Source organism: Cellulomonas telluris, assembly GCF_004886325.1.
In the GTDB taxonomy this organism is placed as follows: Bacteria; Actinomycetota; Actinomycetes; order Actinomycetales; family Cellulomonadaceae; genus Cellulomonas; species Cellulomonas telluris.
Genome location: NZ_QXFN01000001.1, coordinates 987,970 through 1,014,181, shown reverse-complemented (window position 1 = coordinate 1,014,181; position 26,212 = coordinate 987,970). Strand labels below are relative to the sequence as shown.

Annotated in this window: 29 protein-coding genes and 2 riboswitches; of the genes, 14 read left to right on the top strand and 15 right to left on the bottom strand. The window is 76.5% G+C overall.

Going from position 1 to position 26,212, the window contains the following annotated elements:
* The first annotated feature begins 84 nt into the window (after positions 1-84).
* From FB586_RS04805 to FB586_RS04785, 5 genes are all read left to right on the top strand, one after another.
* Entirely contained in the window at positions 85-1,434 is a 1,350-nt protein-coding gene (locus tag FB586_RS04805; protein ID WP_136518124.1) for an acetyl-CoA C-acetyltransferase, read from the top strand.
* Between the two features lie 105 nt (positions 1,435-1,539).
* Positions 1,540-2,937, top strand: a complete 1,398-nt coding sequence (locus tag FB586_RS04800) for a 3-oxoacyl-ACP reductase (protein ID WP_136518123.1) — start codon at positions 1,540-1,542, stop codon at positions 2,935-2,937.
* Entirely contained in the window at positions 2,934-3,875 is a 942-nt protein-coding gene (locus tag FB586_RS04795) for a MaoC family dehydratase (protein ID WP_136518122.1), read from the top strand. The genes FB586_RS04800 and FB586_RS04795 overlap by 4 nt, the downstream gene beginning before the upstream one ends.
* Before the next feature lie 277 nt (positions 3,876-4,152).
* A complete protein-coding gene (locus FB586_RS04790) occupies positions 4,153-4,539 on the top strand; it encodes a four-helix bundle copper-binding protein (RefSeq protein ID WP_136518314.1) in 387 nt (128 codons plus the stop codon).
* A 46-nt stretch (positions 4,540-4,585) separates the two neighbouring features.
* Positions 4,586-5,188, top strand: coding sequence for a pentapeptide repeat-containing protein (locus FB586_RS04785; protein WP_136518121.1), 603 nt, complete (start codon positions 4,586-4,588; stop codon positions 5,186-5,188).
* 63 nt (positions 5,189-5,251) lie between these two features.
* Here FB586_RS04785 and FB586_RS20235 read toward each other — a convergent pair whose 3' ends face one another.
* Complete coding sequence (locus FB586_RS20235; protein ID WP_136518120.1) at positions 5,252-6,343, bottom strand: GNAT family N-acetyltransferase; 1,092 nt, start codon at positions 6,341-6,343, stop codon at positions 5,252-5,254.
* 90 nt (positions 6,344-6,433) lie between these two features.
* Between FB586_RS20235 and FB586_RS04775 the strand changes: the two genes are divergently transcribed.
* A complete protein-coding gene (locus FB586_RS04775) occupies positions 6,434-6,880 on the top strand; it encodes a DUF2867 domain-containing protein (protein WP_136518119.1) in 447 nt (148 codons plus the stop codon).
* Positions 6,881-6,904: 24 nt separating this feature from the next.
* On the opposite strand, the gene FB586_RS04770 is transcribed toward FB586_RS04775, so the two are convergent.
* A complete protein-coding gene (locus FB586_RS04770; protein WP_136518118.1) occupies positions 6,905-8,347 on the bottom strand; it encodes an aminotransferase class V-fold PLP-dependent enzyme in 1,443 nt (480 codons plus the stop codon).
* 35 nt (positions 8,348-8,382) lie between these two features.
* A riboswitch (SAM riboswitch) is annotated at positions 8,383-8,496 on the bottom strand.
* A 135-nt stretch (positions 8,497-8,631) separates the two neighbouring features.
* Between FB586_RS04770 and FB586_RS04765 the strand changes: the two genes are divergently transcribed.
* The 4 genes from FB586_RS04765 to FB586_RS04750 all read left to right on the top strand — a co-directional run bounded on the left by FB586_RS04765 (position 8,632) and on the right by FB586_RS04750 (position 11,165).
* Positions 8,632-8,877 carry a ribbon-helix-helix protein, CopG family gene (locus FB586_RS04765; RefSeq protein ID WP_136518117.1) on the top strand — a complete coding sequence of 82 codons (246 nt, stop codon included), beginning with the start codon at positions 8,632-8,634 and terminating at the stop codon, positions 8,875-8,877.
* Positions 8,874-9,305, top strand: a complete 432-nt coding sequence (locus FB586_RS04760; protein WP_136518116.1) for a type II toxin-antitoxin system VapC family toxin — start codon at positions 8,874-8,876, stop codon at positions 9,303-9,305. Before FB586_RS04765 ends, FB586_RS04760 begins: the two co-directional genes overlap by 4 nt.
* A gap of 56 nt (positions 9,306-9,361) precedes the next feature.
* Positions 9,362-9,463: riboswitch (SAM riboswitch) on the top strand.
* 5 nt (positions 9,464-9,468) lie between these two features.
* Positions 9,469-9,912: a rhodanese-like domain-containing protein gene (locus FB586_RS04755; RefSeq protein WP_136518115.1), complete on the top strand. Its 444-nt coding sequence runs from the start codon at positions 9,469-9,471 to the stop codon at positions 9,910-9,912.
* The gene (locus FB586_RS04750) at positions 9,909-11,165 is read left to right on the top strand and encodes an O-succinylhomoserine sulfhydrylase (protein ID WP_187697840.1); all 1,257 of its coding nucleotides are present in this window, start codon (positions 9,909-9,911) and stop codon (positions 11,163-11,165) included. Before FB586_RS04755 ends, FB586_RS04750 begins: the two co-directional genes overlap by 4 nt.
* A gap of 31 nt (positions 11,166-11,196) precedes the next feature.
* On the opposite strand, the gene FB586_RS04745 is transcribed toward FB586_RS04750, so the two are convergent.
* Both FB586_RS04745 and FB586_RS04740 read right to left on the bottom strand, forming a co-directional pair.
* Positions 11,197-11,658, bottom strand: a complete 462-nt coding sequence (locus FB586_RS04745) for a hypothetical protein (RefSeq protein ID WP_136518113.1) — start codon at positions 11,656-11,658, stop codon at positions 11,197-11,199.
* A 27-nt stretch (positions 11,659-11,685) separates the two neighbouring features.
* Complete coding sequence (locus tag FB586_RS04740; protein WP_136518112.1) at positions 11,686-12,405, bottom strand: MerR family transcriptional regulator; 720 nt, start codon at positions 12,403-12,405, stop codon at positions 11,686-11,688.
* 177 nt (positions 12,406-12,582) lie between these two features.
* On the opposite strand from FB586_RS04740, the gene FB586_RS04735 reads away from it, so the two are divergent.
* Complete coding sequence (locus FB586_RS04735; RefSeq protein WP_136518111.1) at positions 12,583-14,862, top strand: ATP-binding cassette domain-containing protein; 2,280 nt, start codon at positions 12,583-12,585, stop codon at positions 14,860-14,862.
* Positions 14,863-14,919: 57 nt separating this feature from the next.
* Here FB586_RS04735 and FB586_RS04730 read toward each other — a convergent pair whose 3' ends face one another.
* From FB586_RS04730 to FB586_RS04695, 8 genes are all read right to left on the bottom strand, one after another.
* Entirely contained in the window at positions 14,920-15,426 is a 507-nt protein-coding gene (locus tag FB586_RS04730) for a pyridoxamine 5'-phosphate oxidase family protein (protein ID WP_370741044.1), read from the bottom strand.
* A gap of 98 nt (positions 15,427-15,524) precedes the next feature.
* Positions 15,525-16,067, bottom strand: a complete 543-nt coding sequence (locus FB586_RS04725; RefSeq protein WP_136518110.1) for an LLM class flavin-dependent oxidoreductase — start codon at positions 16,065-16,067, stop codon at positions 15,525-15,527.
* A 155-nt stretch (positions 16,068-16,222) separates the two neighbouring features.
* On the bottom strand, positions 16,223-16,951 hold the full coding sequence (locus FB586_RS04720) for a DUF72 domain-containing protein (RefSeq protein WP_136518109.1): 729 nt from the start codon (positions 16,949-16,951) through the stop codon (positions 16,223-16,225).
* Between the two features lies 1 nt (position 16,952).
* Positions 16,953-17,966, bottom strand: a complete 1,014-nt coding sequence (locus tag FB586_RS04715) for a GNAT family N-acetyltransferase (protein WP_246036446.1) — start codon at positions 17,964-17,966, stop codon at positions 16,953-16,955.
* A 3-nt stretch (positions 17,967-17,969) separates the two neighbouring features.
* Positions 17,970-18,665, bottom strand: coding sequence for a phosphoribosylformylglycinamidine synthase subunit PurQ (gene purQ / locus FB586_RS04710; RefSeq protein ID WP_136518108.1), 696 nt, complete (start codon positions 18,663-18,665; stop codon positions 17,970-17,972).
* On the bottom strand, positions 18,665-18,952 hold the full coding sequence (gene purS / locus FB586_RS04705; protein WP_136518107.1) for a phosphoribosylformylglycinamidine synthase subunit PurS: 288 nt from the start codon (positions 18,950-18,952) through the stop codon (positions 18,665-18,667). Before purS ends, purQ begins: the two co-directional genes overlap by 1 nt.
* A 114-nt stretch (positions 18,953-19,066) precedes the next feature.
* The gene (locus tag FB586_RS04700; RefSeq protein ID WP_136518106.1) at positions 19,067-20,170 is read right to left on the bottom strand and encodes a hypothetical protein; all 1,104 of its coding nucleotides are present in this window, start codon (positions 20,168-20,170) and stop codon (positions 19,067-19,069) included.
* On the bottom strand, positions 20,167-20,505 hold the full coding sequence (locus FB586_RS04695) for a PadR family transcriptional regulator (protein WP_246036444.1): 339 nt from the start codon (positions 20,503-20,505) through the stop codon (positions 20,167-20,169). The genes FB586_RS04700 and FB586_RS04695 overlap by 4 nt, the downstream gene beginning before the upstream one ends.
* A 76-nt stretch (positions 20,506-20,581) precedes the next feature.
* Between FB586_RS04695 and FB586_RS04690 the strand changes: the two genes are divergently transcribed.
* On the top strand, positions 20,582-21,415 hold the full coding sequence (locus FB586_RS04690; RefSeq protein ID WP_136518104.1) for a DNA/RNA non-specific endonuclease: 834 nt from the start codon (positions 20,582-20,584) through the stop codon (positions 21,413-21,415).
* Between the two features lie 44 nt (positions 21,416-21,459).
* Entirely contained in the window at positions 21,460-21,678 is a 219-nt protein-coding gene (locus tag FB586_RS04685) for an SCO4848 family membrane protein (RefSeq protein WP_136518103.1), read from the top strand.
* A gap of 6 nt (positions 21,679-21,684) precedes the next feature.
* On the opposite strand, the gene FB586_RS04680 is transcribed toward FB586_RS04685, so the two are convergent.
* Positions 21,685-22,611 (bottom strand): phosphoribosylaminoimidazolesuccinocarboxamide synthase, encoded by a 927-nt coding sequence (locus FB586_RS04680; RefSeq protein WP_370741043.1) that lies wholly within the window; start codon positions 22,609-22,611, stop codon positions 21,685-21,687.
* Between the two features lie 80 nt (positions 22,612-22,691).
* Between FB586_RS04680 and FB586_RS04675 the strand changes: the two genes are divergently transcribed.
* Positions 22,692-24,080 (top strand): AAA family ATPase, encoded by a 1,389-nt coding sequence (locus FB586_RS04675; RefSeq protein ID WP_136518101.1) that lies wholly within the window; start codon positions 22,692-22,694, stop codon positions 24,078-24,080.
* Between the two features lie 43 nt (positions 24,081-24,123).
* On the opposite strand, the gene purD is transcribed toward FB586_RS04675, so the two are convergent.
* Positions 24,124-25,443: a phosphoribosylamine--glycine ligase gene (purD, locus tag FB586_RS04670; RefSeq protein ID WP_136518100.1), complete on the bottom strand. Its 1,320-nt coding sequence runs from the start codon at positions 25,441-25,443 to the stop codon at positions 24,124-24,126.
* A 92-nt stretch (positions 25,444-25,535) separates the two neighbouring features.
* On the bottom strand, positions 25,536-26,147 hold the full coding sequence (locus FB586_RS04665) for a winged helix-turn-helix domain-containing protein (protein ID WP_136518099.1): 612 nt from the start codon (positions 26,145-26,147) through the stop codon (positions 25,536-25,538).
* Positions 26,148-26,212: the final 65 nt, after the last annotated feature.

Below are 26,212 nucleotides of genomic sequence, written 5' to 3'. Positions count from 1 at the left end.
CCTCGACGCACCGGGCTCCCGCCCGGTACCGCTCGGGGCCCCCGGCCGACCCGTCATCGACGCCGATGCGAGAGGGAACGCCCGATGGCCTCCACCCGTGACACGAGCACTCCCGCCCCCGCCGCCCCCCGCGCCGCCTACGTGCTGGGCGGCAACCGGATCCCCTTCGCCCGCGCGGGCGGCAGGTACGCGCAGGCGTCCAACCAGGACATGCTCACCGCGGCCCTCGACGGCCTCGTCGCCCGCTACGGCCTGCAGGGCGAGCGCATCGGCGAGGTCGCCGCAGGTGCGGTGCTCAAGCACAGCCGCGACTTCAACCTCGCCCGCGAGGCCGTCCTCGGCTCCGCGCTGTCGCCCACGACTCCGGCGTACGACGTGCAGCAGGCCTGCGCGACCGGCCTCGAGACCGTCGTCTCGCTGTCGAACAAGATCCGTCTCGGCCAGCTCGAGTCCGCCGTCGCGGGCGGCGTCGACACGACGTCGGACGCGCCGATCGCGGTCAGCGACCGGCTGCGCCGCGTGCTGCTCGACCTCTCGCACGCGAAGACCCCGCAGCAGCGCCTGAAGGCGATCGCCCGCCTGCGGCCGAAGGACCTCGCCCCGGCGACGCCGCGCACGTCCGAGCCGCGCACCCACCTGTCGATGGGTGAGCACCAGGCGCTGACCACGGCGCAGTGGGGCATCTCGCGCGAGGCGCAGGACGAGGTCGCGCTGCGCAGCCACCAGCGCCTGGCCGCCGCGTGGGACTCGGGCTTCTTCGACGACCTCGTCACCCCGTACCGCGGGCTGACGCGCGACGCGAACCTGCGCCCCGACACGTCGATGGAGAAGCTCGCGAAGCTCAAGCCGACGTTCGGCCTCTCGCTCGACACCCCGGCGACCATGACGGCGGGCAACTCCACGCCGCTCACCGACGGCGCGTCGACCGTGCTGCTCGGCTCGGCCGAGTGGGCCGCCGAGCACGACCTCACGCCGCTCGCCGCGGTCGTCGACGCCGAGGCCGGCGCCGTCGACTTCGTGCACGGCGTCGACGGCCTGCTCATGGCGCCCGTGTTCGCGGTGCCGCGCCTGCTGGCGCGCCACGGGCTCACGCTCGAGGACTTCCAGTACGTCGAGATCCACGAGGCGTTCGCGTCCACGGTGCTCACGACGCTGGCGGCCTGGGAGTCGGAGGAGTTCGGGCGCGAGCGCCTCGGCCTCGACGGCGCGTTCGGCAAGGTCGACGTCGACCGCCTCAACGTGCACGGCTCGTCGCTGGCCGCGGGCCACCCGTTCGCCGCGACCGGCGGCCGCATCGTCGCCACCGTCGCCAAGGAGCTGCACCGCCGCCGCGCCGCGCAGGTCGCCGCCGGCGACGACGCCCCGGTGCGCGCGCTCGTCTCGATCTGCGCCGCCGGGGGCCTCGGCCTCACCGCGATCCTCGAGGCCGCCTGACCGCCGGGTCGCGCGCCCGTCCCCCCCGCAGGCGCGCGGCCCGGCTCCTTCTCCCCCGACGGCACGGCGGGCGTCCCGCCGGCCCGGACCGACGCAGGAGTGCAGATGACCGACACGTACCTCGAGCTCGTCAACAGCGGGTTCACGAAGAAGCTCGCGAAGCAGCTCGGCCTGCCGCGGCCGGCCCGCCTGCGCCGCCACCAGCCCGGGCAGCCGCTGCTCGACGGCCCCGCGCTGGTGCTCGGCACGGGCCCGGACGCCGACGCGGTCGCGACGCTGCTGTCGTCGCCGGCCGGCGGACCGGCCGACCCGCGCCCCGACGACGCCCCGGTCGTCCTCGACGGCTGGGACCTCGAGGTGCACCGGCACCCGGCACCGGACGTGCGGTACGCCGCGGTCGTGCTCGTCCTCACGGGCGTCGAGCACCCGGACGACCTCACGCAGCCGGTGCTCGCGGCCGCGTCCACGCTGAAGAGCCTGCGCTCCGGTGCACGCGTGGTGACGATCTCGCGGCCCGCGCTCGAGACGGACGCGCCCGCGGTGGCCGCCGCGCGGCAGGGCGTCGACGGGTTCCTGCGCTCGCTCGCGAAGGAGCTGCGCGGCGGGGCGACGGGCAACGGTCTCGCCCTCGCCGCGGACGTGCCGGTCAGCGCCCCGAGCGTCGTCGCGGGCCTGCGGTTCTTCCTCTCGACGCGCTCCGCGTTTGTGGACGGGCAGCTGCTCGAGGTGGACTCCGACGCCGGCGAGCTGCCGACGGACTGGGAGAAGCCGCTGGCGGGCAAGGTCGCGGTCGTGACCGGCGCCGCGCGCGGCATCGGCGCCGCGATCGCCGAGGTGCTCGCGCGCGACGGCGCGACCGTCGTGGCCGTCGACGTGCCCGCGGCGGGCGAGCAGCTGGCCGCGGTCGCCAACCGCGTCAAGGGCACGGCGCTGCAGCTCGACGTCACCGCGGACGACGCCGGCGAGCGCATCCTCGAGCACGCCCGTACGCGGCACGGGCGCCTCGACGTCGTCGTGCACAACGCCGGCATCACGCGCGACAAGCTGCTGGCGAACATGTCCGACGACAAGTGGTCGTCGGTGCTCGCGGTCAACATCGCGGCCCAGCTGCGCATCAACGAGGCGCTGCTGACCTCGGGCGACTTCGTGGACGCGCCGCGGATCGTGGCGCTCGCGTCCACGTCCGGCATCGCCGGCAACCGCGGGCAGACGAACTACGCGGCCAGCAAGGGCGGCGTCGTCGGCATGGTGCGCGCGACGGCACCGCTGCTCACGCCGTTCGGCGGCACCGCGAACGCGGTCGCGCCGGGCTTCATCGAGACCGACATGACCGCGCGCATCCCGGCGGTCACGCGGCAGGTCGCGCGGCGGCTCAACTCCCTGCAGCAGGGCGGGCTGCCCGTAGACGTCGCCGAGACGATCGCGTTCCTCGCCTCGCCGGCCGCCGGCGGGATCGTCGGCCGCACCCTGCGGGTGTGCGGGCAGAACATGGTGGGCCGGTGAGCCCGGTGGCCGAGGCGCGCGAGGTCGTGCTGCCCGCGGTGCCGGGGCTCGGCGGGCTGTACGCGCGCGGTGCGGCCGGTGCGGCGCGGCTCGCCGTCGACGGCGGGGGCAAGCGGGTGTCGCGTCCCCTGCCCGACGTCGTCTACGCGGTCCGCGACCTGCACGTCGACGCGGCCCACCTGACGGCGTACCAGCGCCTGCTCGGCGAGCCGGGGACCGACGCCCTGCCGGCGGGGTACGTGCACGTGCTCGCGTTCCCCGTCGCGACGGCCCTCATGGTGCGCGACGACTTCCCGCTGCCGCTGCTCGGCATGGTGCACCTGGCCAACCGCGTGGAGCAGCGCCGTCGGCTGACGCTCGGGGAGGCCCTGGCGGTGCGGGCGCACGCCGAGGCCATGCGGCCGCACCCGCGCGGCACGCAGGTCGACCTCGTCGTCGAGGTGACCGGCGGCGCCGGGGGCGACGTCGCGTGGCGGGGCGTCTCGACGTACCTGGCGCCCGGGCTGCGGCTGGCGGACACCGGCGACGCGCGAGCCGGGGACGCCGATGCCGGCGCCGCGCCGGCGTCCGAGCGCACCCCGTTCACGCCGCCGCAGCCGACCGGCTCCTGGCGCCTCGACGCCGACACCGGCCGCCGGTACGGGGCCGTCTCCGGCGACCGCAACCCCATCCACCTGTCCGCGCTCACCGCCCGGCCGTTCGGGTTCCCGCGGGCCATCGCGCACGGCATGTACACGGCGTCGCGGCTGCTCGCCGACGTCGGGCCGGCGCGCGGCGCGGCGTTCGTGTGGTCGGTGGACTTCGTGAAGCCGGTGCTGCTGCCCGCGACGGTCGCGGTGAGCACCCGTCCCGCGGACGGCGGCGGGTACGACCTGGCCGCCTGGCACGCCCGCACGGGCAAGCCGCACGTCCTGGGGTCCGTGACCCCGCTCCCCTGACGCGGCCCCTCGCGGCGCCGACGAACCCGGACCCCCCTCCCCGCCACGACGAGGACGAGGAGAGGTCCGGGTTCGTCGTCCTCGTCGTCGGTGAACCCGGAGCTCGTCAGCACGTGGGGTCGTCGGTGCTGACCAGGTCCGGGGTCGGCGGGGGGCGGGTGCCGCCGGGCGGGTGGCGGCCGGCCGTCCTACCGTGGCGAGGACGCCCGTCGTCCCCCGAGCCGGCTCACCGGCCGCGGCGGGCCGCGAGGGAGGCACCGTGAGCAGCACGCGCCGCATGGTCGACACCTACCCGGGCGACCCGTTCGCCCCCGCCGAGGAGCTGGTCGCCTGCATCGAGGCCTGCCTGGACTGCGCGCAGACCTGCACCGCCTGCGCGGACGCGTGCCTGGGCGAGGAGCACGTCGCCGACCTGCGCGCGTGCATCCGCCTCGACGCCGACTGCGCCGACGTCTGCGCCGCGACCGCGACCGTCCTCAGCCGGCAGACCGCGCCCGACCTCAAGCTCGTCGCGGCGCTGCTCGAGGCGTGCGCGACCGCGTGCGGGCAGTGCGCCGCGGAGTGCGAGCAGCACGCGCAGATGCACGAGCACTGCCGGGTGTGCGCCGAGGCGTGCCGCCGCTGCGAGGAGGCCTGCCGGGCGCTGCTGGCGTCCATGGCCTGACCGTCCGCGGCGCCGGGCGTCGGACGTCCGTGGCAGGCTCGCGCGCGTGGACGCCACCGCTGACGACCTGGTCCCCGACGCCGACCTCGACGCGCTCACCTTCGAGGGCCTCGACCTGTCCGGGCGGGACGCGTCCGGCGCGCGGTTCCTCGAGTGCGAGCTGACCGGCTGCCGCGCGGACGGCCTGCGCCTCGACCACGCGCGCCTGCTCGACACCACGTGGACGGCCGTGCAGGCGGGCGACGTCCGGGCGCCCGGGTCCGCCTGGCGCGACGTCACGCTCACCGACGTGCGGCTGGGTGCCCTGGGCACGTCCGCCGCCGAGGTGGTGCGGCTGCGGGTGGTCGGCGGCAAGGTCGACTACCTGGACCTGCGGGGCGCGACGGTCGACGGGCTGCACCTGGAGCGAGTCACGCTCGGCGACCTCGACCTGTCGGGCGCGACCGTCCGGAAGCTCGTGGTCGTCGACTGCGACGTGCGCCGCCTCGACACCTCGGACGCGCGCCTGCGCGACGTCGACCTGCGCGGTGCGCGCCTCACCGGGGGCGTCGACGGCGTCGGGGGCCTGGCGGGCGCCACGATCAGCGGCGACCAGCTGCTCGACCTCGCGCCGCTGCTGGCCGCGCACCTGGGCCTGCGCGTCCGCTGACGCCGACGCGCGGCCGCACCGCCGGACGTCCGGACCTCCGGACGTCCCGCCGTGCCCCGACGCTCACCACCCGGCGAGACGCAGCACCTCCGCGGCGACGTCCTCGGGCGAGCGGCCGTCGGTGGGGACGCGGTGCACGTCCGGGCCCGCCTCGGCCTCGAGGCGCACCGCGGCGGCGTCGGACCGCCCGACGTGCGCGACCAGCGACGCACCCCGTTCCCGGCGGGCGAGGCGCTCGTGGGCGGTGGCGTCGGAGGCCGTCAGCAGCACCGACGTCACGTGCGGCCGGTCGCCGACGGCCGCGGCGAGCACGTCGGCCTCGAGCACGCTCACCGTGTTCGTGACGACGAGCCGGCGGTACCCGAGCGCCCGGTAGCGGCGCCACACGTCGGCGAGGTTCGCGGCGGCGACCCCGTGCTCCCACGGGGCCGGGTGCGCGAGGTCCAGGGCGTCGCCCTCGACGACGGCGTGCCGCACGTCCCGCGCGGTGAGCAGGTCGTGCACGGCGGCCGCGACGGTCGACTTGCCGACGCCGGAGCGTCCGCCGACCAGCAGCAGGTGCGTGCGGTCGTCCGGGACGTCCTCCCCCGCGAGCCGGGCGAGCAGGCGGTCCCGCACGGCGGGCCACTCGTCGGCCAGGACCGAGAAGTACAGCGACGCCCCGCGCGACCCGTCGGGCCGCAGGCGGTGGTCGCGCAGCCGCCCCTCGGGCACCGCCCCGAGCTTCGTCACCGCGGCGATCGAGCGGTGGTTGCGCTCGTCCACCCGGTAGGCGACGCGCGCGACGCCCCACGTCCCGAAGGCGTGCGTCATGAGCAGGAGCTTGCACGCCGGGTTGACGGACGTGCCCCACACGGCGGGGTCGTACCAGGTGTGCCCGACCTCGAGCCGGCCGGCGGTGAGGTCCACGTCGTAGAACGACGTGGACCCGACCACCCGGTCCGTGGCGTCGTCGAGCACGGCGAAGGCGTACCGGCCGGGCGTCGCGAGCGCGGTCGCCACGACGCCCTCCATGTCCGCGGCGTCGCGCGGCGTCGGCGACGACATGCCGCGCCACACGGTCGCGTCGGTGAACCCGAGCAGGTCGTGCGCGTGGGCCGGCGCGAGCGGGACGAGACGGACTCCGTGACCGGTGAGGGTGAGGTCGTGCTGCACGCGACGAGGGTGGCACGGGGACGCCACGGCATTCGGCGTCCTCTCAGGAACGGCCCCCTACCGTGGCGAGCACCACCGGACGGAGGACCCATGACGCACTGGTCGCTCGCCCTGCGCGACGTGCCCGCACCCGACTACGCCGACGCCGTGATCGCCCCGCTGCCGCCCGGTGCGCCGACGGACCCGGCGGTCTGGGCGCGGGAGATGTTCTCGCTCGCGGCGATGCCCCGCTGGGTGGCCGCCGCCCTCCTCCTGCGGCAGGCGCTCGTGCCGCTGCTGCGCATCCCTCCAGCGCCGCGGGACGCCTTCGCGGTCACCGAGGTGGTGGGCGACGAGGCGCTCCTGGCGCTGAACGACGTGCACCTGGACTTCCGCTGCGGTGTCGCGGTCGACGTGCCGGCGCGTCTGGTGCGGGTCACGACGACGGTGCGCCTGCACGGGTGGCGCGGGCGCCTGTACTTCGGGGTCGTGCGGCTCGTGCACCCCGTCGTGGTGACGGCGATGCTCCGCCGCACCGTGCGCCGGCTCGCACGCTGACCGGGCGGTGCCGGAGCGGCGCCCTCAGTCGTCGAGCGCCGGGCCGCACGCGGCGGCCGCGGTCGCGGCCAGGTGGTCCAGGCCCCGCACCTCCACGAGCGGACGCGTGTCGTCGACGACCGACCAGCAGCCGTCCACGACCTCGTACCCGGCCCGCGTGCCGCGGTCGACGAGCGCGGCAACGGCCCCGACGAGCCGGTCGACGTGCTCGGCGGTCGTGCCGACGCCGACCGAGGCGCGGATCGCGCCCTGCGACGCCCCGAGGTGCGCGAGCAGCGGGTGCGCGCAGAAGCGGCCGTCACGGACCCCGATGCCGTGCTCGGCGGACAGGTAGGCGGCGACGAGCCCCGGGTTGAGGTCGGCCACCGTGAACGTCACGACGCCGACGGGCTCCGGCGAGTCCGGCCAGATCCGGGCGACCCGCACGCCCTCGATGCCGCTCAGGCCGTCGACGAGGCGCGTGCGCAGGGCCTGCTCGTGCGCCTCGAGGGCGCCGGCGGGCAGCTCCGCGAGCGTCTCGCAGGCCTGGGCGAGCGCGATCGCGCCGACCACGTTCGGCGACCCCGCCTCGTGCCGAGCCGGCGCGGGCTGCCAGAGGGTGCGGTCGGTCCGCACGTCGCGGACCGCGCCGCCGCCCGCGAGGTACGGCGTGCCCGTGTCGAGCCAGTCGCGGCGTCCCACGAGCGCGCCGGCGCCGTACGGCGCGTACGTCTTGTGGCCGGAGAAGGCGACGTAGTCGACGCCGGTCGCGGCGAGCGAGAACCCGCGGTGCGGCACGAGCTGCGCGCCGTCGACGGCGACGCGCGTGCCCGCGGCGTGCGCGAGCTCCACGACGGCGTCGAGCGGCAGCGCCTCGCCGGTGACGTTCGACGCGCCCGTCAGCGCCAGCAGCGCGTACGGCTGCCGCGCGAGCTCCTCGCGCAGCGCGGCGAGCGTCCGCGCGACGGTGGGCTGCAGCGCGAGCACGGTCGCCGCCCGGGTCTCGCCGGCGTGCGCGCCGGTGCCCCGCTGCACCCAGGGCAGCAGGTTCGCGTGGTGCTCGACGTCGAGGACGAGCACGCGTCCGCCGTCGGGCACCACGCCGGCCAGCAGGTTGAGCGAGTCGGTCGTGTTCCGGGTGACGACGCAGACGTCGTCCTCCCGCGCGCCCACGAACCGGGCGATCGCCTGCCGGGACGCCTCGTACAGCGCCGTCGAGACCTGGGACAGGTACCCGGCGCCGCGGTGCACGGAGGCGTACAGCGGGAGGACCTCGGCGACGCGGGCGGCGACGGACTCCAGCGCGGGTGCGCTCGCGGCGCAGTCGAGGTTCGCGTAGGTGCGGCTGGTGCCGTCGACGAGCGGGACGGTGGTCGACGCGCCCACGACGGGCAGGAGCGGCCCGGCGCCCGCGGGTGCGGCGGCCGGCGCGGTGGCGGTGCCGGAGACCTCGTCGGCACACGCGAGGAGCTCGGTGATGGATGTCATGCCTGCCTCCACTGCTGGAGGGACCCGACGGTCGGGCCCCGCGCTTGCCGGCACCGGACGGCGCTCGGCCAGGTCGTCACCCGGGGCACCCCACCGCGGAGGAGGGTTGCCGGCCAGCGAGCCGGGGCTTCGCGCTGGCGCTCATGACCTGGGTCGAGGATCGGCGCGGGCGTCGCCGGGTGTCAACGCGGACACGCCGCCAGTCTCTCCATCCGAGACGTCGGGTCTCATCGCCGAGGCAGCTCTGTCGACGCACACTCTCCATGTGCGGATATGCTCGAACGGTGCGCACCACGCTGAACATCCCCGACGACCTCTACCGCGAGGTCCGGACGACGGCCGCCGCCACGGGCCGCACCGTGACGTCCGTCGTCGAGGAGGCCCTGCGCGCGGCGCTCGCGCGGTACCGCGAGGAGCAGGCGGGCGGACGCCGCCCGTTCGTCGTCACGCCGCACGGCAGCGGCGGCCTGCTGCCCGGGGTGGACCTCGACGACTCCGCCGCCCTCCTCGACCGGATGGACGGCCGGTGATCCTGCCGGACGTGAACGTGCTCGTCGGGGCCTTCCGCCCGGACGCACCCCAGCACGACGGCCTGCGCGCGTGGCTCGAGAGCGCGGTGAACGGCCCCGAGACCCTCGGGGTCACCGACGCCGTGCTGGGCGGCACGCTGCGCGTCCTCACGCACCCCCGCGTCTTCGCCCGTCCGACGCCGCTGCGGGACGCGCTCGCCCAGGTCGAGGCGCTGCGCTCCCACCCCGACGTGGTCCGCGTCGCGCCTGGCGCGCGCCACTGGGAGATCGTGACGCGGCTCTGCACGGCCGCGGACGCGCGCGGCAACCTGGTGGCGGACGCGCAGCACGCCGCCGTCGCCGTCGAGCACGGCGCGACCTGGGTCTCGCAGGACCGGGACTTCTCGCGCTTCCCCGGGCTGCGCTGGCGCCCGGCCGTCGAGGCCTGACGACGTCCGCTGAGACTGGCGACCGTACCGGTCCGCGTCCGGCGTAGCATCACCGGCGACCATCCAGAGCGGCCGAGAGATCTGGCTCGACGACGCCGCAGCAACCCGCGGGACCCGCACGGGCCCGGACGAGGGTGCTACCGCCAGACCGATGGGAGGACGCATGACCGTGCAGCCACGCCCCGCCGCGGGGTACGCCGGCGACATCACGCCGACCGAGGCCTGGGAGCTGCTCCGCGACGAGCCGGACGCCGTGCTCGTCGACGTGCGCACCGACGCCGAGTGGCGCTACGTGGGCGTCCCCGACCTGCGCGGGCTGGGCCGGCACGCCGCGCTCGTCGAGTGGGTCTCCTACCCGACCGGGCAGCCGAACCCGCAGTTCCTCGACCAGCTCGCCGCCACGGGCGTCACGCCGGGCGACGGCCGGCCGGTCGTGTTCCTGTGCCGGTCGGGCCAGCGCTCGATCGGCGCCGCCCGCGCGGCCACGGCCGCCGGGTACGGCCCCGCGTACAACGTCCTCGAGGGCTTCGAGGGCGCCACCGGCCCCGACGGGCACCGCGGGCACGAGGGCTGGCGCGCCGCCGGCCTGCCGTGGGTGCAGCCGTGAGCGCGCGCGTCCCCGGCCCCGGCGACTGGGACGACCACCGCACCGACCGCTCGGCGCTGCGCCCCGACACCCTCGCGGTGCGCGGCGGGCTGGTCCGCAGCGGCTTCGGCGAGCTGTCCGAGGGCCTGTTCCTCACGCAGGGGTACGCGTACGCGTCCGCCGCGGAGGCGGAGGCCGGGTTCGCGGGCGAGGTCGACCGGTTCCTCTACTCGCGCTACGGCAACCCGACGGTGTCGACGTTCGAGGAGCGTCTGCGCCTGCTCGACGGCGCCGAGGCCGCGTACGCCACGGCGACCGGCATGTCCGCGGTGTTCACGGCGCTCGCCTCGCTCGTGCGGCAGGGCTCGCGGATCGTCGCCGCGCGGGCGCTGTTCGGCTCGTCGGTGGTGATCTTCGACGAGATCCTCGCGAAGTGGGGCGTGCGCACCGACTACGTCGACGGCCACGTGCCCGAGCAGTGGGAGGCCGCGCTCGCGACCCCCGCCGACGTCGTGTTCTTCGAGACGCCGTCCAACCCGATGCAGGACCTCGTGGACATCGCCGCGGTGAGCCGGCTCGCGCACGCGGCGGGCGCCGTCGTCGTCGTCGACAACGTGTTCGCCACCCCCGTGTTCTCGCGCCCGCTCGAGCACGGCGCCGACGTCGTCGTGTACTCGGCGACGAAGCACATCGACGGGCAGGGGCGCGTGCTGGGCGGCGCGATCCTCGGTTCCGAGGAGTTCGTGCACGGCCCGGTGCAGACGATGGTCCGCAACACCGGCCCGTCGCTGTCGGCGTTCAACGCGTGGGTCCTGCTCAAGGGCCTGGAGACGCTCAGCGTGCGCGTGCGGCACCAGGCGGCGTCGGCGCTCGAGCTCGCGACGTGGCTCGAGCAGCACCCGGCCGTGGCACGCGTGCGCTACCCCTTCCTGCCCTCGCACCCGCAGCACGACCTGGCCCGCGCGCAGCAGAGCGGCGGCGGCACGGTGGTCACGTTCGACCTCGCGGTCCCGGGCGACGCGAGCCCCGACGTGGCCAGGAAGGCGACGTTCGGCGTGCTCGACGCGCTCCAGGTCGTCGACATCTCCAACAACCTGGGGGACGCGAAGTCGATCGTCACGCACCCCGCCACGACGACCCACCGCAAGCTCGGCGCGGCCGGGCGCGCGGCGGTCGGGATCGGCGAGGCGACGGTGCGGCTGTCCGTCGGGCTGGAGGACGTCGAGGACCTGCGCGACGACCTCGACCGCGGGCTGTCGACGCTGCGGCGCTGACGGTCCGCCGTCGGCGACCGGCGCCGGCCGCTCAGCGTCCCGGCGGGAGCGGCACGTCGACGGACGTCGGTCCGTCGTCGAGGACCAGCGCGAGCGTCACGGCACGGACGTCCCGCGGGGGCGCGGGCCGGAAGACGGCGTCGTAGCGCCACTCCCTACCGGCTCCGCCCGCGACGCCGCTGACGAAGCGGTACGCCGTCCCGGCGGCGTCACCGACGCCCAGGTGCGCTCCCGCGAGCCGCTCGGCCGGCCACGGCGGCGGCGTCGTGACCTCCCGTGCCGCGGCCACCGACGCCTCCCACCGCGCGCGCTCCTCCCGGTGGGCCCGCAGGTCCTCCTGCGCCCGCGCCCCCCGGCCCTCGAGGCGCACCGTCAGGCCGGACCCGACGTCGACCACCGCGAGGTGGAGCTCCACGCCGTCCAGGGTGCCCGGCGAGGGCTGGCCGGTCGGCGTGCCGGAGGGGTCGCCCGCGTCCCGCTCGTGGTCGTCCACGCGGACACCCTACGGACGACGGCGCCGTCAGGGCGGGGGCAGGACGCCGTGCAGGCGGGCGAGGCCGGCGACGCGTGCCCGGGCGACCGCGTCGAGGACGTCGCGCCGGCGGTCGACGGCGGCCCGCAGCGCCGCCACGTCGGCGTGCGCGCGCAGGGCGTCCACCACGGGACGGATCGCGTCGAGCAGCGCGCCCGTGCTGCGCAGCAGCTGGACGGCCCGGGCGTCGCGGACGTCGGCGTCGGAGTAGCGGCGGTGGCCCGTGCGGGGGTCCCGTGCAGGGTGCAGCAGGCCCGCGTCCTCCCACACGCGCAGCGCGGACGTGCGCACGCCGAGGGCGTCGGCCACCTCGCCGACGGTCATGGTCGTGCCGTCCGACGCCCCGGCCGCGACCGCACCCGCGTCGCGGTCGTCCTCCGCGAGCTCGGCCAGCGCGCGCTCCAGCCGGTCGAGCCGCTCCCGCTCGGCGTGCCACGCGGCGTGCTGCGCGTCGAGCGCGGCGAACGCGTCGCGCAGGTCGCCGGCGTGCACGGCGCGCAGCACCCGGCGCGCCACGTCTCCCCCGTACCCGGCCGCGAGCGCGCGGTACGCGAGCGCGAGGTCCGCGTGCCGGGCGGTCCACGCGCGGTACCCGTTCGGCGACCGCGGGACGTCCCCCAGCACGCCGTGGCCGGCGTACAGACGCACCGCCTGCACGGAGACACCGGCCGCGCGCGCGACGTCCACCGTCCGCCACCCGTCGCCCACACCACCTCCCGGGAGTGGAGGGTTGTCGCGGTCGGCCGCTGTCCTCTTCGGCCGCAACCCTGCACGTGCGGTTCAACCGTACGCTCGAAGCCGTCTCCGCCGGCGGTGCCCCGATGACTCGTGGCTCCCCCGCCGGTCGGTACCGCCGTGCCGCCCACCCCGCCCCGAGGAGCAGCCGTGCCCGACGTCATCGCCATCCGCGGTGCCCGTGAGAACAACCTGCAGGACGTCGACCTGGACGTCCCCAAGCGCCGCCTGACCGTCTTCACCGGCGTGTCCGGGTCCGGCAAGTCGTCGATCGCGTTCGACACGATCGCCGCCGAGTCGCAGCGGCTGCTCAACGAGACGCACAGCGCGTTCGTGCAGAACTTCCTGCCGCAGAGCGCGCAGCCCGACGCGGACTCCCTGACCGGCCTCACCGCGTCGATCGTCGTCGACCAGGAGCCGATGGGCGGCAACGCCCGCTCGACGGTCGGCACCGTCACCGACGCCTACGCGATGCTGCGCCGGCTGTGGGCGCGGCTCGGCACGCCGAACCTCGGCACGCCGATCGCGTTCTCCTTCAACGACCCGCGCGGCTGGTGCCCGGGCTGCGAGGGCGTCGGGTCCGTCGCGGCGATCGACGAGGACGCGCTGGTCCACCCCGACAAGAGCCTGAACGAGGGGGCGATCGACTTCCCGAACTACCAGGTGGACGGGTGGTACTGGCGCATCTTCGTGAGCTCGGGCTTCTTCGACCCCGACGCGAAGATCTCCACGTACACCCCGGAGCAGCGCCGCATCCTGCTGCACGGGCCGGAGGGCAAGCCGCCGAAGGTCGACGCGGGTGGTGCGTCGTTCACGTACGAGGGCCTCATCACCAAGCTGCGCCGGTCGTACCTGACGAAGAACCCGGAGCAGCTGCAGCCGCACGTGCGCGCCGCGGTCGAGCGGATCTCGACGCGCGGCCCGTGCCCCGAGTGCGGCGGCACGCGCCTGAGCCCCGCGGCCCTGGGCAGCCTCGTCGCGGGGCGGTCCATCGCGGAGTGCACGGCGATGCAGGTGAGCGAGCTGGCCGTGTGGGTGCGCGGCCTCGACGCCCCGGAGTATCGGCCGCTCCTGGACGACATCGCGGACCGGCTGGACGCGCTCGTGCACATCGGCCTGGGGTACCTCAGCCTGTCGCGCGAGAGCACGTCGCTGTCCGGCGGGGAGTCGCAGCGCGTGAAGATGGTCCGCCACCTGGGCTCCGCCCTCACGGACGTCACGTACGTGTTCGACGAGCCGAGCACCGGGCTGCACCCGCACGACGTGCACCGCATGAACGAGCTGCTGCGCGCCCTGACCGACAAGGGCAACACCGTGCTGGTCGTCGAGCACAAGCCGGAGGTCATCGAGATCGCCGACCACGTGGTCGACGTCGGCCCGGGCGCCGGCGCCGCCGGCGGGCGGGTGGTCTACGAGGGCGACGTCGCCGGCCTGCTCACCTCGGGGACGGTCACGGGCGAGCACATGGCACGCCACCAGCCGCTGAAGACGGACCCGCGCACGCCCACGGGGTCGCTGACCGTCGCCCGTGCGACCCTGCACAACCTGCACGACGTGACGGTCGAGATCCCGACGGGCGTGCTCGTCGCGGTCACCGGCGTGGCCGGCTCCGGCAAGAGCTCGCTCGTGCGCGGGGTCCTGCCGCGCCAGCACCCGCACGCGGTCGTCGTCGACCAGGCCACGACCCGCGGCTCGCGCCGCTCGAACCCCGCGACGTTCACGGGCATGGCGGACCTGGTCCGCAAGGCGTTCGCCAAGGCGAACGGCGTGAAGCCGGCGCTGTTCAGCGCGAACTCCGAGGGTGCGTGCCCCGCGTGCAACGGCCTGGGCATCATCTACACCGACCTCGGGACGCTCGAGCCGATGAAGAGCCCGTGCGAGACCTGCGGCGGGCGCCGGTTCACCGACGAGGTGCTGGGGTACACGCTGCGCGGCAGGTCCATCGCGGACGTGCTGGAGATGTCGGTGGCCGACGCCCGGGAGTTCTTCACCGAGCGGTCGGAGAAGGCGATCGCGGCGACGCTCGCCGCCCTCGACGACGTCGGCATCGGCTACGTCACGCTCGGCCAGCCGCTGTCGACGCTCTCCGGCGGGGAGCGCCAGCGGCTCAAGCTGGCGATCGAGCTCGGCTCCCCCGCCGACCTGTACGTGCTGGACGAGCCCACGAGCGGCCTGCACATGGCTGACGTCGACCGGCTCATCACCCTGCTCGACCGGTTCGTCGACGCCGGGTCGACGGTGGTCGTCATCGAGCACAACCTCGACGTGATCTCGCGCGCGGACCACGTGCTCGACATGGGCCCGGGCGCCGGCTCCGAGGGCGGGACCGTCGTGTTCAGCGGACCGCCGGCCGCGCTGGTCGAGGAACCGGCGTCGCTCACGGGCAAGGCGCTCGCGGCGCGGCACCGGCTGGTGGGGGCGGGCGTCTGACGCGTGGGCGGGTCCCGGCCGCCGACGACGACCGGGACCCGCCGCCGCCCTGCCCGGTCAGCTCAGGTCGACCTCGGCGTTCTCGCCCCCGTCGTACCGCTCGCCCTTGACCTTCGACTTCACGAGGCTGAAGACCGTCGCCAGCCGCCCGCCGGGGCTGTCCCAGTACTCCGCGCTCTCCGCCTCGAGCTTGATGAGCGCGACGCCCGGGGTCGTCGGCCCGTCGGGGAACCACGCCTCCGCGGACGTGCCCCACAGCTCCTCGATCTTCGCCCGGTCCCGCACGACCTCCGCCGTACCGGAGACCGACACCCAGTGCGTCGACCCCGCGAAGGCCGCGTTCGCGGGGCCGCCGCCGCGGACCTCGTCGGCCTTGTGGCTGTCCGCCTCGGTGAAGAACCACAGGTCGCCGTCGAAGTCGACGTCCTGCACCGCCATGGGTCGGCTCACGAGCGCGCCCGACGGGTCGACCGTCGTGAGCATCGCGATGCGGACGTCCTTGATGAGCTCGGCGACCTTCGCGATGCCCTCGTCCCGGTCCAGGTGGTCCGCCTCGTGCGCCATCGGGTGCCTCCGTCCGCGGGGCGCCCCGGCGGCACCCGTCCCCGCCACGCTAGGCAGAGCGGGACGGCGTCGCACCCGCAGGCGCGGGCACCCGCCGCTCAGGACGCGGCGGCGGCCGCCAGGGCCGGCCCGTGCGCCGCGGACCCCCCGACGAGCGCCAGCGCGACCGCGTCCACGCCGGTCCGGGCGGCGAGGTCGCGGGCGTCGTCCACGAGCCGCGCGGGCGTCCCGACGAGCCAGGTCGCGGTCGCCGACCAGGTCGCACCCGAGAACGCCTCCGCGTACGCGAGCCGCTCGCGGCGGCGGGCGGCGTCGGCGTCGTCGGCGGCGACGACCGCGTCGACCTCCAGGACGAGGCGCACGTCCGCACGGTCGCGGCCGACGGCTCGCACCTCGTCCTCGAGGACGTCGACGAGCGCGCGCACGGAGGCCGGCGTGGGCAGCGCGGCGGAGTGCACGAGGCGGACGACGTCGGCGCGCGCCGCGGCGAGGGCGACCGCGGCCTCGGTGAGGGCGTCGCCGTCGAGGCGGAACTCCACCCGGCCGGGAGCGGGTGCGGTGCCGGCGACCTCCACGCGCGAGGCGGGGGCGGCGGCGGGGACGTGGGCGGCGCGGGTGCGCGCGAGAACGGGCTGAGCCACGGGAGGAGGTCCTCGGGTCGTACCGGGTGCGCGGCGAGGGCCGGTCGGCCACGGGCGCGCGGGGTCGTCAGCTCAGCGACAACACACCCGGGACGAGGACATGGGCGCCAGCGTAGACGCCGCACCCGCCGCGGAGCCACCCCCGGTGGGCGACGTCACCCGTGGAGCAGCTCGCGCAGCCGCCACGCGTTGCGCACCGCGTGGCCGCCCCCGTCGTTGTTGAAGTAGGCGACGACGTCGTGCCCCTGCGCGTCCCACTCGCGGACGCGGTCCGCCCACCAGCGCAGGTCGTCGTCGGAGTAGGAGCCCGCGTAGAGGTGCCGGTCGTCCGGGCCGTGCAGGCGCACGTAGACGAGCCGGGCCGTGGCGCGCAGGACGCACGGGATCTGCGCGCCCGAGACGACGCAGTACGCCGCGCCGTGCCGTGCCAGCAGGTCGAAGACGGCGTCGGTCTGCCACGACGGGTGCCGCAGCTCGACCGCCACCTGCAGCCAGTCCGGGAGCGTGCCGAGGAAGTACGCGAGGCGGGCGTCGTCGCGCTCGGCGTCGGGGCGCAGCTGGACGAGCAGCGCCTCGCGGCGCCCGCGCAGCTCGTGCCAGCACCGCGTCATCCGCTCCGACCACACCTCCGGCCGGTTCAGCCGGCGGGCGTGGGTGAGGCCGCGCGGTGCCTTCACCGACATCGTGAACCCCTCGGGCAGGCGCTCCCGCCAGCGCGCGAAGGCCTGCTCGCGCGGCCAGCGGTAGAAGCTCGCGTTGAGCTCCACCGTGTCGAACGCCTCGACGTACCGCGCCAGGCGCTGCGCGGCGGGCAGCCCGGGCCGGTAGAGGACGCCGTCCCAGTGGTCGTAGGACCAGCCGGACGTCCCGATCCGGATCGTCATGTCACAGGGGACGGGCGAACCAGAGCAGGTCGGGGGTCGCCGACCAGTCCACCGCGGGGCGCACCGGCCGGTAGCCCAGCGCGAGGTACAGGCCGACCGAGGCCGGGGGCAGGACGCCGGTGGCGAGGACGGCCGCCGTGCAGCCGCGCGCGCGGGCCGCCTCCTGCGCGGCGGTCAGCAGCCGGCGTCCTGCGCCGCGGCCGCGGAGCGGGGGCGACACGTACAGACACCTCACCTCGGCCCAGCCGTCCGGCCACGGCGCCGGTGCGCGTCGGACCGCCACGCAGCCCACGGCTTCGCCGCCGAGCCGCGCCAGGAGCGTCGCCAGGACGCCGTCCCCCGCCTCGGCGTCGGACCGGGCGAGGTCCGCGTCGTCCAGCCCGTGGCCGTCCCCCGGGCCGCGCGCCGCGAGCTCGGCGACCACGGCCCGCCGCAGCGCCGCCGCGTCCGGGTCGTCCCACCGGACGGGCACGACGGTGACCTCCGGCGGCTCCGGCGCCGGCGACGACGTGCCCGGGGCGGTGAGGTCCTTCGCGAAGCAGCGGGAGTCCGGGGCGTCCGCGTACTCGCCCCAGCGGGGCACGGGCCGGTACCCGGCGGACAGGTACAGGCCGATCGCCTCGGGCTGCAGCACGCCCGTCTCCAGCACCAGCCGGCCGAACCCGCGCTCGCGCGCGGCCGCCTCGAGCTCCTCCAGGACGCGCCGCGACAGGCCGCGGCCCCGCCAGGAGGGCCGCACGTACATGCGCTTGAGCTCGCCCGTGCCCGCGCCCAGGTCGGTCGCGTCCCGCAGGGCACCGCAGGCGACGGCCTCGCCGTCGGCGCGCAGCACGAGCATGACCGCGATGGCCTCGCCGGTCATGTCGTGCCCGATGTCGTCCTCGCCGTAGCGCTCGCGCAGCTCCGCCTGCTGGGCGTCGCGCAGCAGGCGGGCGTCGGGGTCGTCCCACGGGACGACGTCGACACGGACCGACGTCGAGGCGTCGGCCTCGCCCACGCCGGCGTCACCCGCCACGGGTCAGCCGACGAGCGCGCGCAGGACCGAGGTGAAGAACCGGAGCCCGTCCGTGCCGCTGCGCGGGCCCTGCGCGCCGTCCGGGCCGAAGCCCGGCTCGACGGCGTGCTCGGGGTGCGGCATGAGGCCGACCACGTTGCCCGCGGCGTTCGTGATGCCGGCGATGTCGCGGCGCGAGCCGTTCGGGTTGCCGCCCTGGTAGCGGAACACGACCCGGCCCTCGCCCTCGAGCTCGTCGAGGGTGCGCTCGTCGGCGACGTACTGGCCGTCCTGGTTCTTCAGCGGGATCGTGATGTCCTCGCCGCGCTCGAACTCGCGCGTCCAGGCCGTGTCGCTGTTCTCGACCGTGAGCACCTGCTCGCGGCACAGGAAGTGCAGGCTCTCGTTCTTGATCATCGAGCCCGGCAGCAGGTGCGCCTCGGTGAGGACCTGGAAGCCGTTGCAGATGCCGAGCACGGGCAGGCCCTTGCCGGCGGCCTCGACGACCTCGCCCATGACGGGCGCGAACCGGCTGATCGCCCCGGCGCGCAGGTAGTCGCCGTAGGAGAACCCGCCGGGCAGCACGACCGCGTCGACGTCCTTGAGGTCCGCGTCCGCGTGCCACAGCGCGACCGGCTCGCCGCCGGCCAGGCGCACGGCACGGGCCGCGTCGCGGTCGTCGAGCGTCCCGGGGAACGTGACGACGCCGATGCGGGTCATCAGGCCAGACCCTGGCTCGCCACCGTCGCGGCGGCGTCGGCCTCGATGTCGGCGACGCGGACGACGTCCTCGATCACCGGGTTGGACAGGACCTGCTCGGCGGCGGCCGCGGCGGCCTCGAGGACCTCGGGCGTCACCGGCCCGTCCACCTCGAGCTCGAACCGCTTGCCCTGGCGCACGGACGTGAACTGCCCGAAGCCCAGGCGCGGCAGCGCACCGGCCACGGCCTTGCCCTGCGGGTCGAGGATCTCCGGCTTCGGCATCACGTCGACGACGACTCGTCCCACGGGTGCTCCCTGGTTCGCGACGGTGGGGGGTCCCTCCGATCCTACGGCCCGTCCGGGGCAGGACCGACGGCCCGTCCGCGGACGGCGGTGAGGAGCGCCGCGCAGGGCCGTCCCTCACGCCTCCGACAGCGCGCCGCCGTCGGTCCCCTGCGCCGCGGGCGGCACCAGGACCAGCCCCGGACGCGGGAGGTCGAGCGGCGGACGCCGCCCGGTCACGAGGGCGCGCAGGACGTCGACGCCCGCGAGGTCCCGCCGGGACCGCAGCCATCCGCGCACCCACAGGAGCACCGGCGCGCCGGCCGCGGCCGCCGCCAGGGCGACCGTCGCCACGACCGCCCGCTCGTCACCGGCGGCGACGGTGGTCGCCGCGAGGCCGACGACGGCCGCCGCGCCCAGCGGCGCGGCCGCGAGCGCACCCGTCGTCGGGAGCACCAGGCGGCGCCCCGGCTGCGGGGGCAGCGCGTCCAGCAGCGGCGCCCGCCGCCGGGTCCGTCGCAGCGCGACCGGCCCCAGCGCGGCACCGACCGCGACGGTCACCGCGATGCCCACCCCCGGGCCGCCGCCGGCCGCGGCGACGACGAGGCACCCGGCCGAGCCGAGGGCGAGGACGACGAGGGCACGCACGGCGGCCTCGGCCGCCGGCAGGGCCTGGGCACGGTCGCGCAGCACCTCCGCGCGGCGCGCGTCCCCCGGCTGCAGGCGCTCGCCCGCGCTCGGCAGGAGGTGCCGCTCGGCGTCGCGGCGCCGGTACGCGGCGTCGCACGCGGACGCGGTGGCGGCGAAGGCGAGGAGGAACGTGAGCACCCCGAGCACCTCGTGCGTCGCGTCGGCCGTGGCCACGAGCATCGCGAGCACCGGCGTGACCCCGAGGAGACGCCACCAGCCGGCCCACAGCGGACGCCACGGGTCGGTCAGGTCGGCCCGCACCCACGCCCGGTAGCGGGCGGGGACCGGGCGGGAGAGGGCCCGGTAGCCGAGGACGACGTGCAGGGGCGGACGCCGACGGCGGCGCGCCGCCATCCCGGACCACACCAGCGGCAGGCCGGCGCGCGCGCCGACGCGCCGCGCCCCCGGTGCCGCGAGGTCCGCCAGCAGGGACGTCACCTCGTCGGCGCGCTCCTCCCGCCAGTCCCGCGGGTAGGCGACGAGCCAGCGCCGCGCGGAGCGCGCGAAGCGGGGGTCGACCCCGGGCAGCGGCGTCGCGTCCGGCCGGGTCACCAGGCACCTCCGGCGGCGGGCCGGCCGACGGGCCCGACGACCCGGCTCGCGCGGCGGGCGAGCGCCGCGAGCCGCTGGGTGTGGGCGGCGACGACCTCGCGCCCCTGCCCGGTCAGCCGGTAGTACCGGCGCAGCCGGCCGTCCACGACCTCCTCGCCGCAGGCCTCCGCCCAGCCCGCCCCGACGAGGCGGTCGAGCACGCCGTACAGCGTGCCGGCGCCGAGCCGGACGTCGCCGTCGGACAGGTCCCGGACGGCCTGCACGATGCCGTACCCGTGCCGCGGTTCCTCGGCGAGGGCGAGGAGGACGAGGTAGCTCTGCTCGGTCAGGCGCACAGCCGATATATATCGCGTGACGATGCATCGACGCCATACCCGGGCCCGCGTCGGTGCCGCCCGTTAGCGTCGGCGCATGCCGCCCACCGAGGACGCCCCCGCCGGCTACGACCCCGACTTCCTCGGCCCGCACGTGCCGCTGCCCGAGCCGGGCGGGGCCGTGCGCGTGCTGCCCTCGACGCACTTCACGGTGCTCCTCGACCCGGTGCGCCGGCTGGCAGCGGCGACGGCGGTGAACGTCGACGGGACGGCGCTGCGCGACGTCCCGCGGGGCGACGACTGGCACCTCGACCCGCGTGTGCCCGCGGACGAGCAGTGCGGCCCGGAGCTGTACGCCCGCAACGACCTGGACCGCGGTCACCTCGTGCGCCGTCGTGATCCCGTGTGGGGGCCGCCGGACGTCGCCGCCCGGGCGAACCGCGAGACGTTCGCGTACCCGAACGCCGCGCCCCAGGCGGCCGCGTTCAACCAGGGCGAGGACCTGTGGGTCGGCCTCGAGGACCACGTGCTGGAGCACGCGCGGGCGCACCGCGTCCGGGTGAACGTCCTCACCGGACCCGTGCTGGCCGGCGACGACCCGGTCTACCGCGGCGTCGCCATCCCCCTGCGCTACTGGAAGGTCGCCGCGTGGGCCGTCGACGGCGGCCGGGCGCTCGCGGCCGCCGCGTTCGTGCTCGACCAGTCCCCGCAGCTCGACGAGGCCGCACCCGCCGCCGCCCCGCCCGCCGGCGACCCGCCGCCGCTCGGGCCGTTCCGGACGTTCCAGGTGCCGGTCGCCGAGGTCGCGGCGATCACCGCGCTCGACCTCGGGCCGCTGCCCGCCGCGGACGTCCTCGCGGCGGTCGCGCCGCAGGCGGGCACGGGCACCTGGCGGCGCCTGCACCGGCTCGCGGACGTCCGGCTGGAGTAGGGCCGCGCCGGGCCCGCCGCCGCGTGCGTGGGATCATCGGCGCCGTGGAGCTCCCCGTCGCCTGGTCCGTCGTCCTCGTCGTCGCGGGGGCCTGGAACCTGCTCATCTGGCCGCGCTTCTGGCAGCGCATCGCCGCCGACCCGCGCTCGCGCGACGACGCCGGCCGGCCGACCCGCTTCCTCACCGTGCACGCCGTGCTCATCGCGGTGTCGCTCGCGCTCGGCCTCGCGGTGGGCGTGCTCGGGGTGCTGACGCTGCTCTGACGGCCCTCAGAGGCTGAGGGCGCGGCCCGTGAGGCGCTCGAACGCCTCCAGGTAGCGTTCGCGGGTGCGCGCGACGACGTCCTGCGGCAGCGCGGGCGGCGGGGTGTCCGACGCCCGGTCCCAGCCCGACGCCGGCGACGTCAGCCAGTCGCGGACGAACTGCTTGTCGAAGCTCGACTGCGCGCGGCCGGGCTCCCACTGGTCCGCGGGCCAGAACCGCGAGGAGTCCGGCGTGAGCACCTCGTCGCCGAGGGTCACGTCGCCCGTGGACGGGTCGGCGCCGAACTCGAGCTTCGTGTCCGCGAGGATCACGCCGCGGTCGCGCGCGACCTGCTCCGCCCGCCCGTAGACCGCGAGCGTGAGGTCGCGCAGCCGCTCCGCGGTGCCGGGGCCGACCAGGTCGACCACCGCCGAGAACCGCACGTTCTCGTCGTGCTCGCCGACGGCGGCCTTCGTCGCCGGCGTGAAGATCGGGGCCGGCAGGCGGGAGCCGTCGACCAGGCCCGACGGCAGCCGGATGCCCGTGACCTCGCCGCTCGCGCGGTACTCGGCCAGCCCCGACCCGGTGAGGTAGCCGCGGGCGACGCACTCGACCGGGAACATGTCGAGGCGCCGGCAGACCATCGCGCGCCCGGCGACCGCGTCGGGCACGTCGGTCGTCACGACGTGGTTGGGCACGAGGTCGGCGAGCTGCTCGAACCACCACAGGCTCAGCTGCGTCAGCACGACGCCCTTGCCCGGGATGCCCGGGCTCAGCACGTGGTCGTACGCGGAGACCCGGTCGCTCGCGACGACGAGGACGACGTCGCCGTGCAGGTCGCGCAGCGCGACGCCGGCGGTCGAGTCGTCCGGCTCGAACAGGTCCCGGACCTTGCCCGAGTAGACGTGCCGCCAGCCGGGCAGGACGGGGACGGTGGGGGTCGCGTCGCTCACGGGCACAGTGTGCCGTGGAGTGCGGGACGGGCGTGCGCCCCCACCCCTACGGTGGACGCACCCACGACCCGGAGGACGGCATGGCGCAGATCTCCCCCGAGCAGCTCGACGCGTTCCTCACGGCGTACCAGGCCCTCGGCGAGGCGGCCGCGCGCCGCCAGCAGGCCGAGCAGGGCGCCGTCCTCGACCCGCTCGTGCCCCTGCTCGCCGAGCACCTCGGCACGGACCCGCGCACGCTCGCCGTCCACACCGCGGAGCTGCCGGTGCTGCGCCGGGTGGACGTGGACATCGCCGTCGCCGCCGTCGTCGCGGACGCCGGTGGCGGACGTCTCGTCGGCGTGGGCGGCGGTGACCAGCGCGCCCACATGTCGCTGTCGGAGATCCTGCAGCACGCGGGTGCGTGGGGGCAGTTCCCCGTGGGCCCCGTCGACTACCACCGGGCGGCCACCGGCCCGACGACGACCCGGCAGACGGTCGCGTTCGGCCTGCACCTGTTCACGGCGGACGGCGTGCCCGTCGCGCTGCTGCAGCGTCGGACGAACATGCGGCACAACGGCGCGCCCGTCCTCGAGGTGCTCTGCCCGGACGAGGCGGTGGCGGCCGACGTCCTCACCCGGGTCCGGCACGAGATGGACGCCCGCAGCGCGCTGCGCGGGCAGGTCGTCACGTTCTCGGGCTCGCCGTTCGACCCGGGCGAGGCCGGCGTGGTGCACGTCGCGCGGCCGGTCGTGCCCCGCGAGGACGTGGTGCTGCCCGACGGCACGCTCGAGCGGGTCGAGCGGCAGGTGCTCGGCGTCGCGCGGCACCGGGACGCCCTGCGCGCCGCCGGTCAGCACCTCAAGCGCGGGGTGCTGCTGTACGGCCCGCCCGGCACCGGCAAGACGCACACCGTCCGGCACCTCGTGGGCGCGAGCCCGGGCACGACGGTGATCCTGCTCTCCGGCCCTGCGCTGCAGCTCATCGGCGTCGCCGCCGAGACCGCCCGGGCGCTGCAGCCGTCGATCGTGGTCCTGGAGGACTGCGACCTCGTCGCGGAGGAACGCTCGATGGGGGGCACCACGCCGGTCCTGTTCGAGGTGCTCGACGCCCTCGACGGCCTCGCCCCCGACGCGGACGTGACGTTCCTGCTCACGACGAACCGCGCCGACGTGCTCGAGCCGGCGCTCGCGCAGCGGCCGGGCCGCATCGACCTGGCCGTCGAGGTGCCGCTGCCGGACGACGCGGGACGCCGCCGGCTGTTCGCCCTCTACGCGCAGGGCCTGCCGTTCTCCGACGACGCGCTGGACGCCGCCGCGGACGCGACGGCCGGCATGACGGCGTCGTTCGTCAAGGAGGCGATCCGCCGGGCCGTGCTGCTCGCGGCGGAGCAGAACCGCACGGTCGGGGACGCCGACCTGGCCGCGGCCATCCGCGAGATGGCGGGCGACTCCGAGCGGATCACCCGGTCGCTGCTGGGCGTCGCCGGCTGAGGGCGGTCCGGGCGCGGCGCCGGGCGGGCGCCGCGTCCGCGCGTCAGCGCCCGGCCGCGTCCTCCGCCGCCGCGTCCTCCGCCGCCGCGAGCGCGATGTCGGTGCGGTGGTGCGACCCGCCGAGGTTGATGGCGTCCACCGCGACGTAGGCCGCGCGCCGCGCCGCGGCGAGGGTCTCCCCCACACCCACCACCGAGAGCACGCGGCCGCCCGCGGACACGAGCAGCGGTGCGTTCAGCGGGTTCTCGCCGGTCTCCCCGGTCGTGCGCACGGCGGTGCCGGCGTGCAGCACGTGCACGCCGGGCACGGTGTCGGCCCCGTCGAGGCCCGTGATGGGGTCGCCCGTGCGCGGGGCCTGCGGGTAGCCCTCCGACGCGACGACGACCGTGACGGCCGCGTCGGCGCGCCAGTGCAGCGGCGGCAGCTCCCCCAGCCGCCCGGTCGCGGCAGCGAGGAGCACACCGCCGAGCGGCGTCGCGAGGCGCGCGAGCACGACCTGCGTCTCCGGGTCGCCGAAGCGCGCGTTGAACTCCACGACCCGCACACCCCGGCTCGTGAGGGCGAGGCCGCAGTACAGGACCCCGACGAAGGGGGTGCCGCGCCGGGCCATCTCGGCGACGGTGGGCCGGGCGACGGTCTCGACGACCTCGTCCACGAGCCCCTCGGGCGCCCACGGCAGCGGCGAGTACGCGCCCATGCCGCCGGTGTTCGGGCCGGCGTCGCCGTCGAGCGCGCGCTTGAAGTCCTGCGCCGGGACGAGCGGCACGACGTCGGTGCCGTCGGACAGCACGAACAGCGAGACCTCCGGGCCGTCGAGGTACTCCTCGACCACGACGGTGCCGCCGTCCTTGCCGAGGCACGCCTCCGCGTGCGCGAGCGCGGCGGCCCGGTCGTCCGTGACGACGACGCCCTTGCCGGCGGCCAGCCCGTCGTCCTTCACGACGTACGGGGCGCCGAACGCGTCGAGCGCGGACTCGACCTCCTCGACCGTGGTCGCGACGCGCGGCTCCGCCGTGGGCACGCCCGCCGCCGCCATGACCTCCTTGGCGAACGCCTTCGACCCCTCGAGGCGCGCGGCCTCCCGCGACGGGCCGAACACGGGGACGCCCGCCTCCCGCACCGCGTCGGCGACGCCCGCGACGAGCGGCGCCTCCGGGCCGACGACGACGAGGTCGACGCCGAGCGACGTCGCCAGCTCCGCGACGGCGGCGCCGTCCAGCGGGTCGACGGCGTGCAGCTCCGCGTGCCGCGCGATCCCCGGGTTGCCGGGCGCCGCGTGCAGCGCGGTGACGGCGGGGTCGAGCGCCAGCGCGCGGACGAGGGCGTGCTCACGGGCACCGGTGCCGACGACGAGGATCTCCACGGGCGCCGAGCGTACCGACCGGCGGCGCCGGCCGCGTCGGACGCCCGTCCGGGGCGCCGCCCGCCGGGTCAGCCGGCCGGCCGCCCGCCGGGTCAGCCGGCCGGCGGCGCGGCGGGCGGCTCCGGCACGTCGCCGCCGGCGGCCGCCGGCAGCGCGAGGACGTCGAGGTAGACGCGGACGCGGTGGCGGCCCGCCAGGTCGCCCGCGTCGATCCGCTCGGCGGCCCGTGCGCGGTACTCCTCGACGAGCGCCTGGCCGCGCTCGACGAGCTCCGCTGCCTCGTCCTGCGTGAGCCGGAGGGTCGAGGTCAGGGTCATCTCGGGGGACCACGGGCGTGTCGGGCGCTCCTCGACCCGCGCCGACAGGGTCCGTGCGCGCTCGGCGACCACGTCGTCCAGGAGGGCGTGCGCGGCGGGCGCGGCGTCGGGGTCCTCCAGCAGGTCGCGCACGTCGAGGCTGAACCCGCGCGACCGCCACCAGCGCTCCCGGCTGCCGGGACGGTCGGGGTCGTCCTCGACGAACCCGTGCCGCTCGAGCTGGCGCAGGTGGTAGCTGGTCTGGCCGCTCGACTCCCCGAAGCGTCGCGCCAGCATGCTCGCGGTGGCGGGGCCGTCGTCGCGCAGCGCCGCGTACATCGCCATGCGCAGCGGGTGGGCGAAGGCCTTCAGCGCCTCGGTGCCGAGGGGGGTCTTGTCCTGGGTCATCTGCAGAGATACCTTTGCAAAGTTCTCTCTGCAAAGAGATCTCTGCAGAGCTCGTCCCACTGTAA

Bases quoted from the DNA above. Each gene is read 5' to 3' on its own strand.
- FB586_RS04690 (WP_136518104.1), top strand. From the start codon at position 20,582: ATGCCGCCCACCGAGGACGCCCCCGCCGGCTACGACCCCGACTTCCTC.
- FB586_RS04720 (WP_136518109.1), bottom strand. From the start codon at position 16,951: ATGACGATCCGGATCGGGACGTCCGGCTGGTCCTACGACCACTGGGAC.
- FB586_RS04755 (WP_136518115.1), top strand. From the start codon at position 9,469: ATGACCGTGCAGCCACGCCCCGCCGCGGGGTACGCCGGCGACATCACG.
- FB586_RS04675 (WP_136518101.1), top strand. From the start codon at position 22,692: ATGGCGCAGATCTCCCCCGAGCAGCTCGACGCGTTCCTCACGGCGTAC.
- FB586_RS04775 (WP_136518119.1), top strand. From the start codon at position 6,434: ATGACGCACTGGTCGCTCGCCCTGCGCGACGTGCCCGCACCCGACTAC.
- FB586_RS04790 (WP_136518314.1), top strand. From the start codon at position 4,153: ATGGTCGACACCTACCCGGGCGACCCGTTCGCCCCCGCCGAGGAGCTG.
- FB586_RS04800 (WP_136518123.1), top strand. From the start codon at position 1,540: ATGACCGACACGTACCTCGAGCTCGTCAACAGCGGGTTCACGAAGAAG.
- FB586_RS04665 (WP_136518099.1), bottom strand. From the start codon at position 26,147: ATGACCCAGGACAAGACCCCCCTCGGCACCGAGGCGCTGAAGGCCTTC.
- FB586_RS04805 (WP_136518124.1), top strand. From the start codon at position 85: ATGGCCTCCACCCGTGACACGAGCACTCCCGCCCCCGCCGCCCCCCGC.
- FB586_RS04730 (WP_370741044.1), bottom strand. From the start codon at position 15,426: ATGGCGCACGAGGCGGACCACCTGGACCGGGACGAGGGCATCGCGAAG.
- purQ (WP_136518108.1), bottom strand. From the start codon at position 18,665: ATGACCCGCATCGGCGTCGTCACGTTCCCCGGGACGCTCGACGACCGC.
- FB586_RS04770 (WP_136518118.1), bottom strand. From the start codon at position 8,347: ATGACATCCATCACCGAGCTCCTCGCGTGTGCCGACGAGGTCTCCGGC.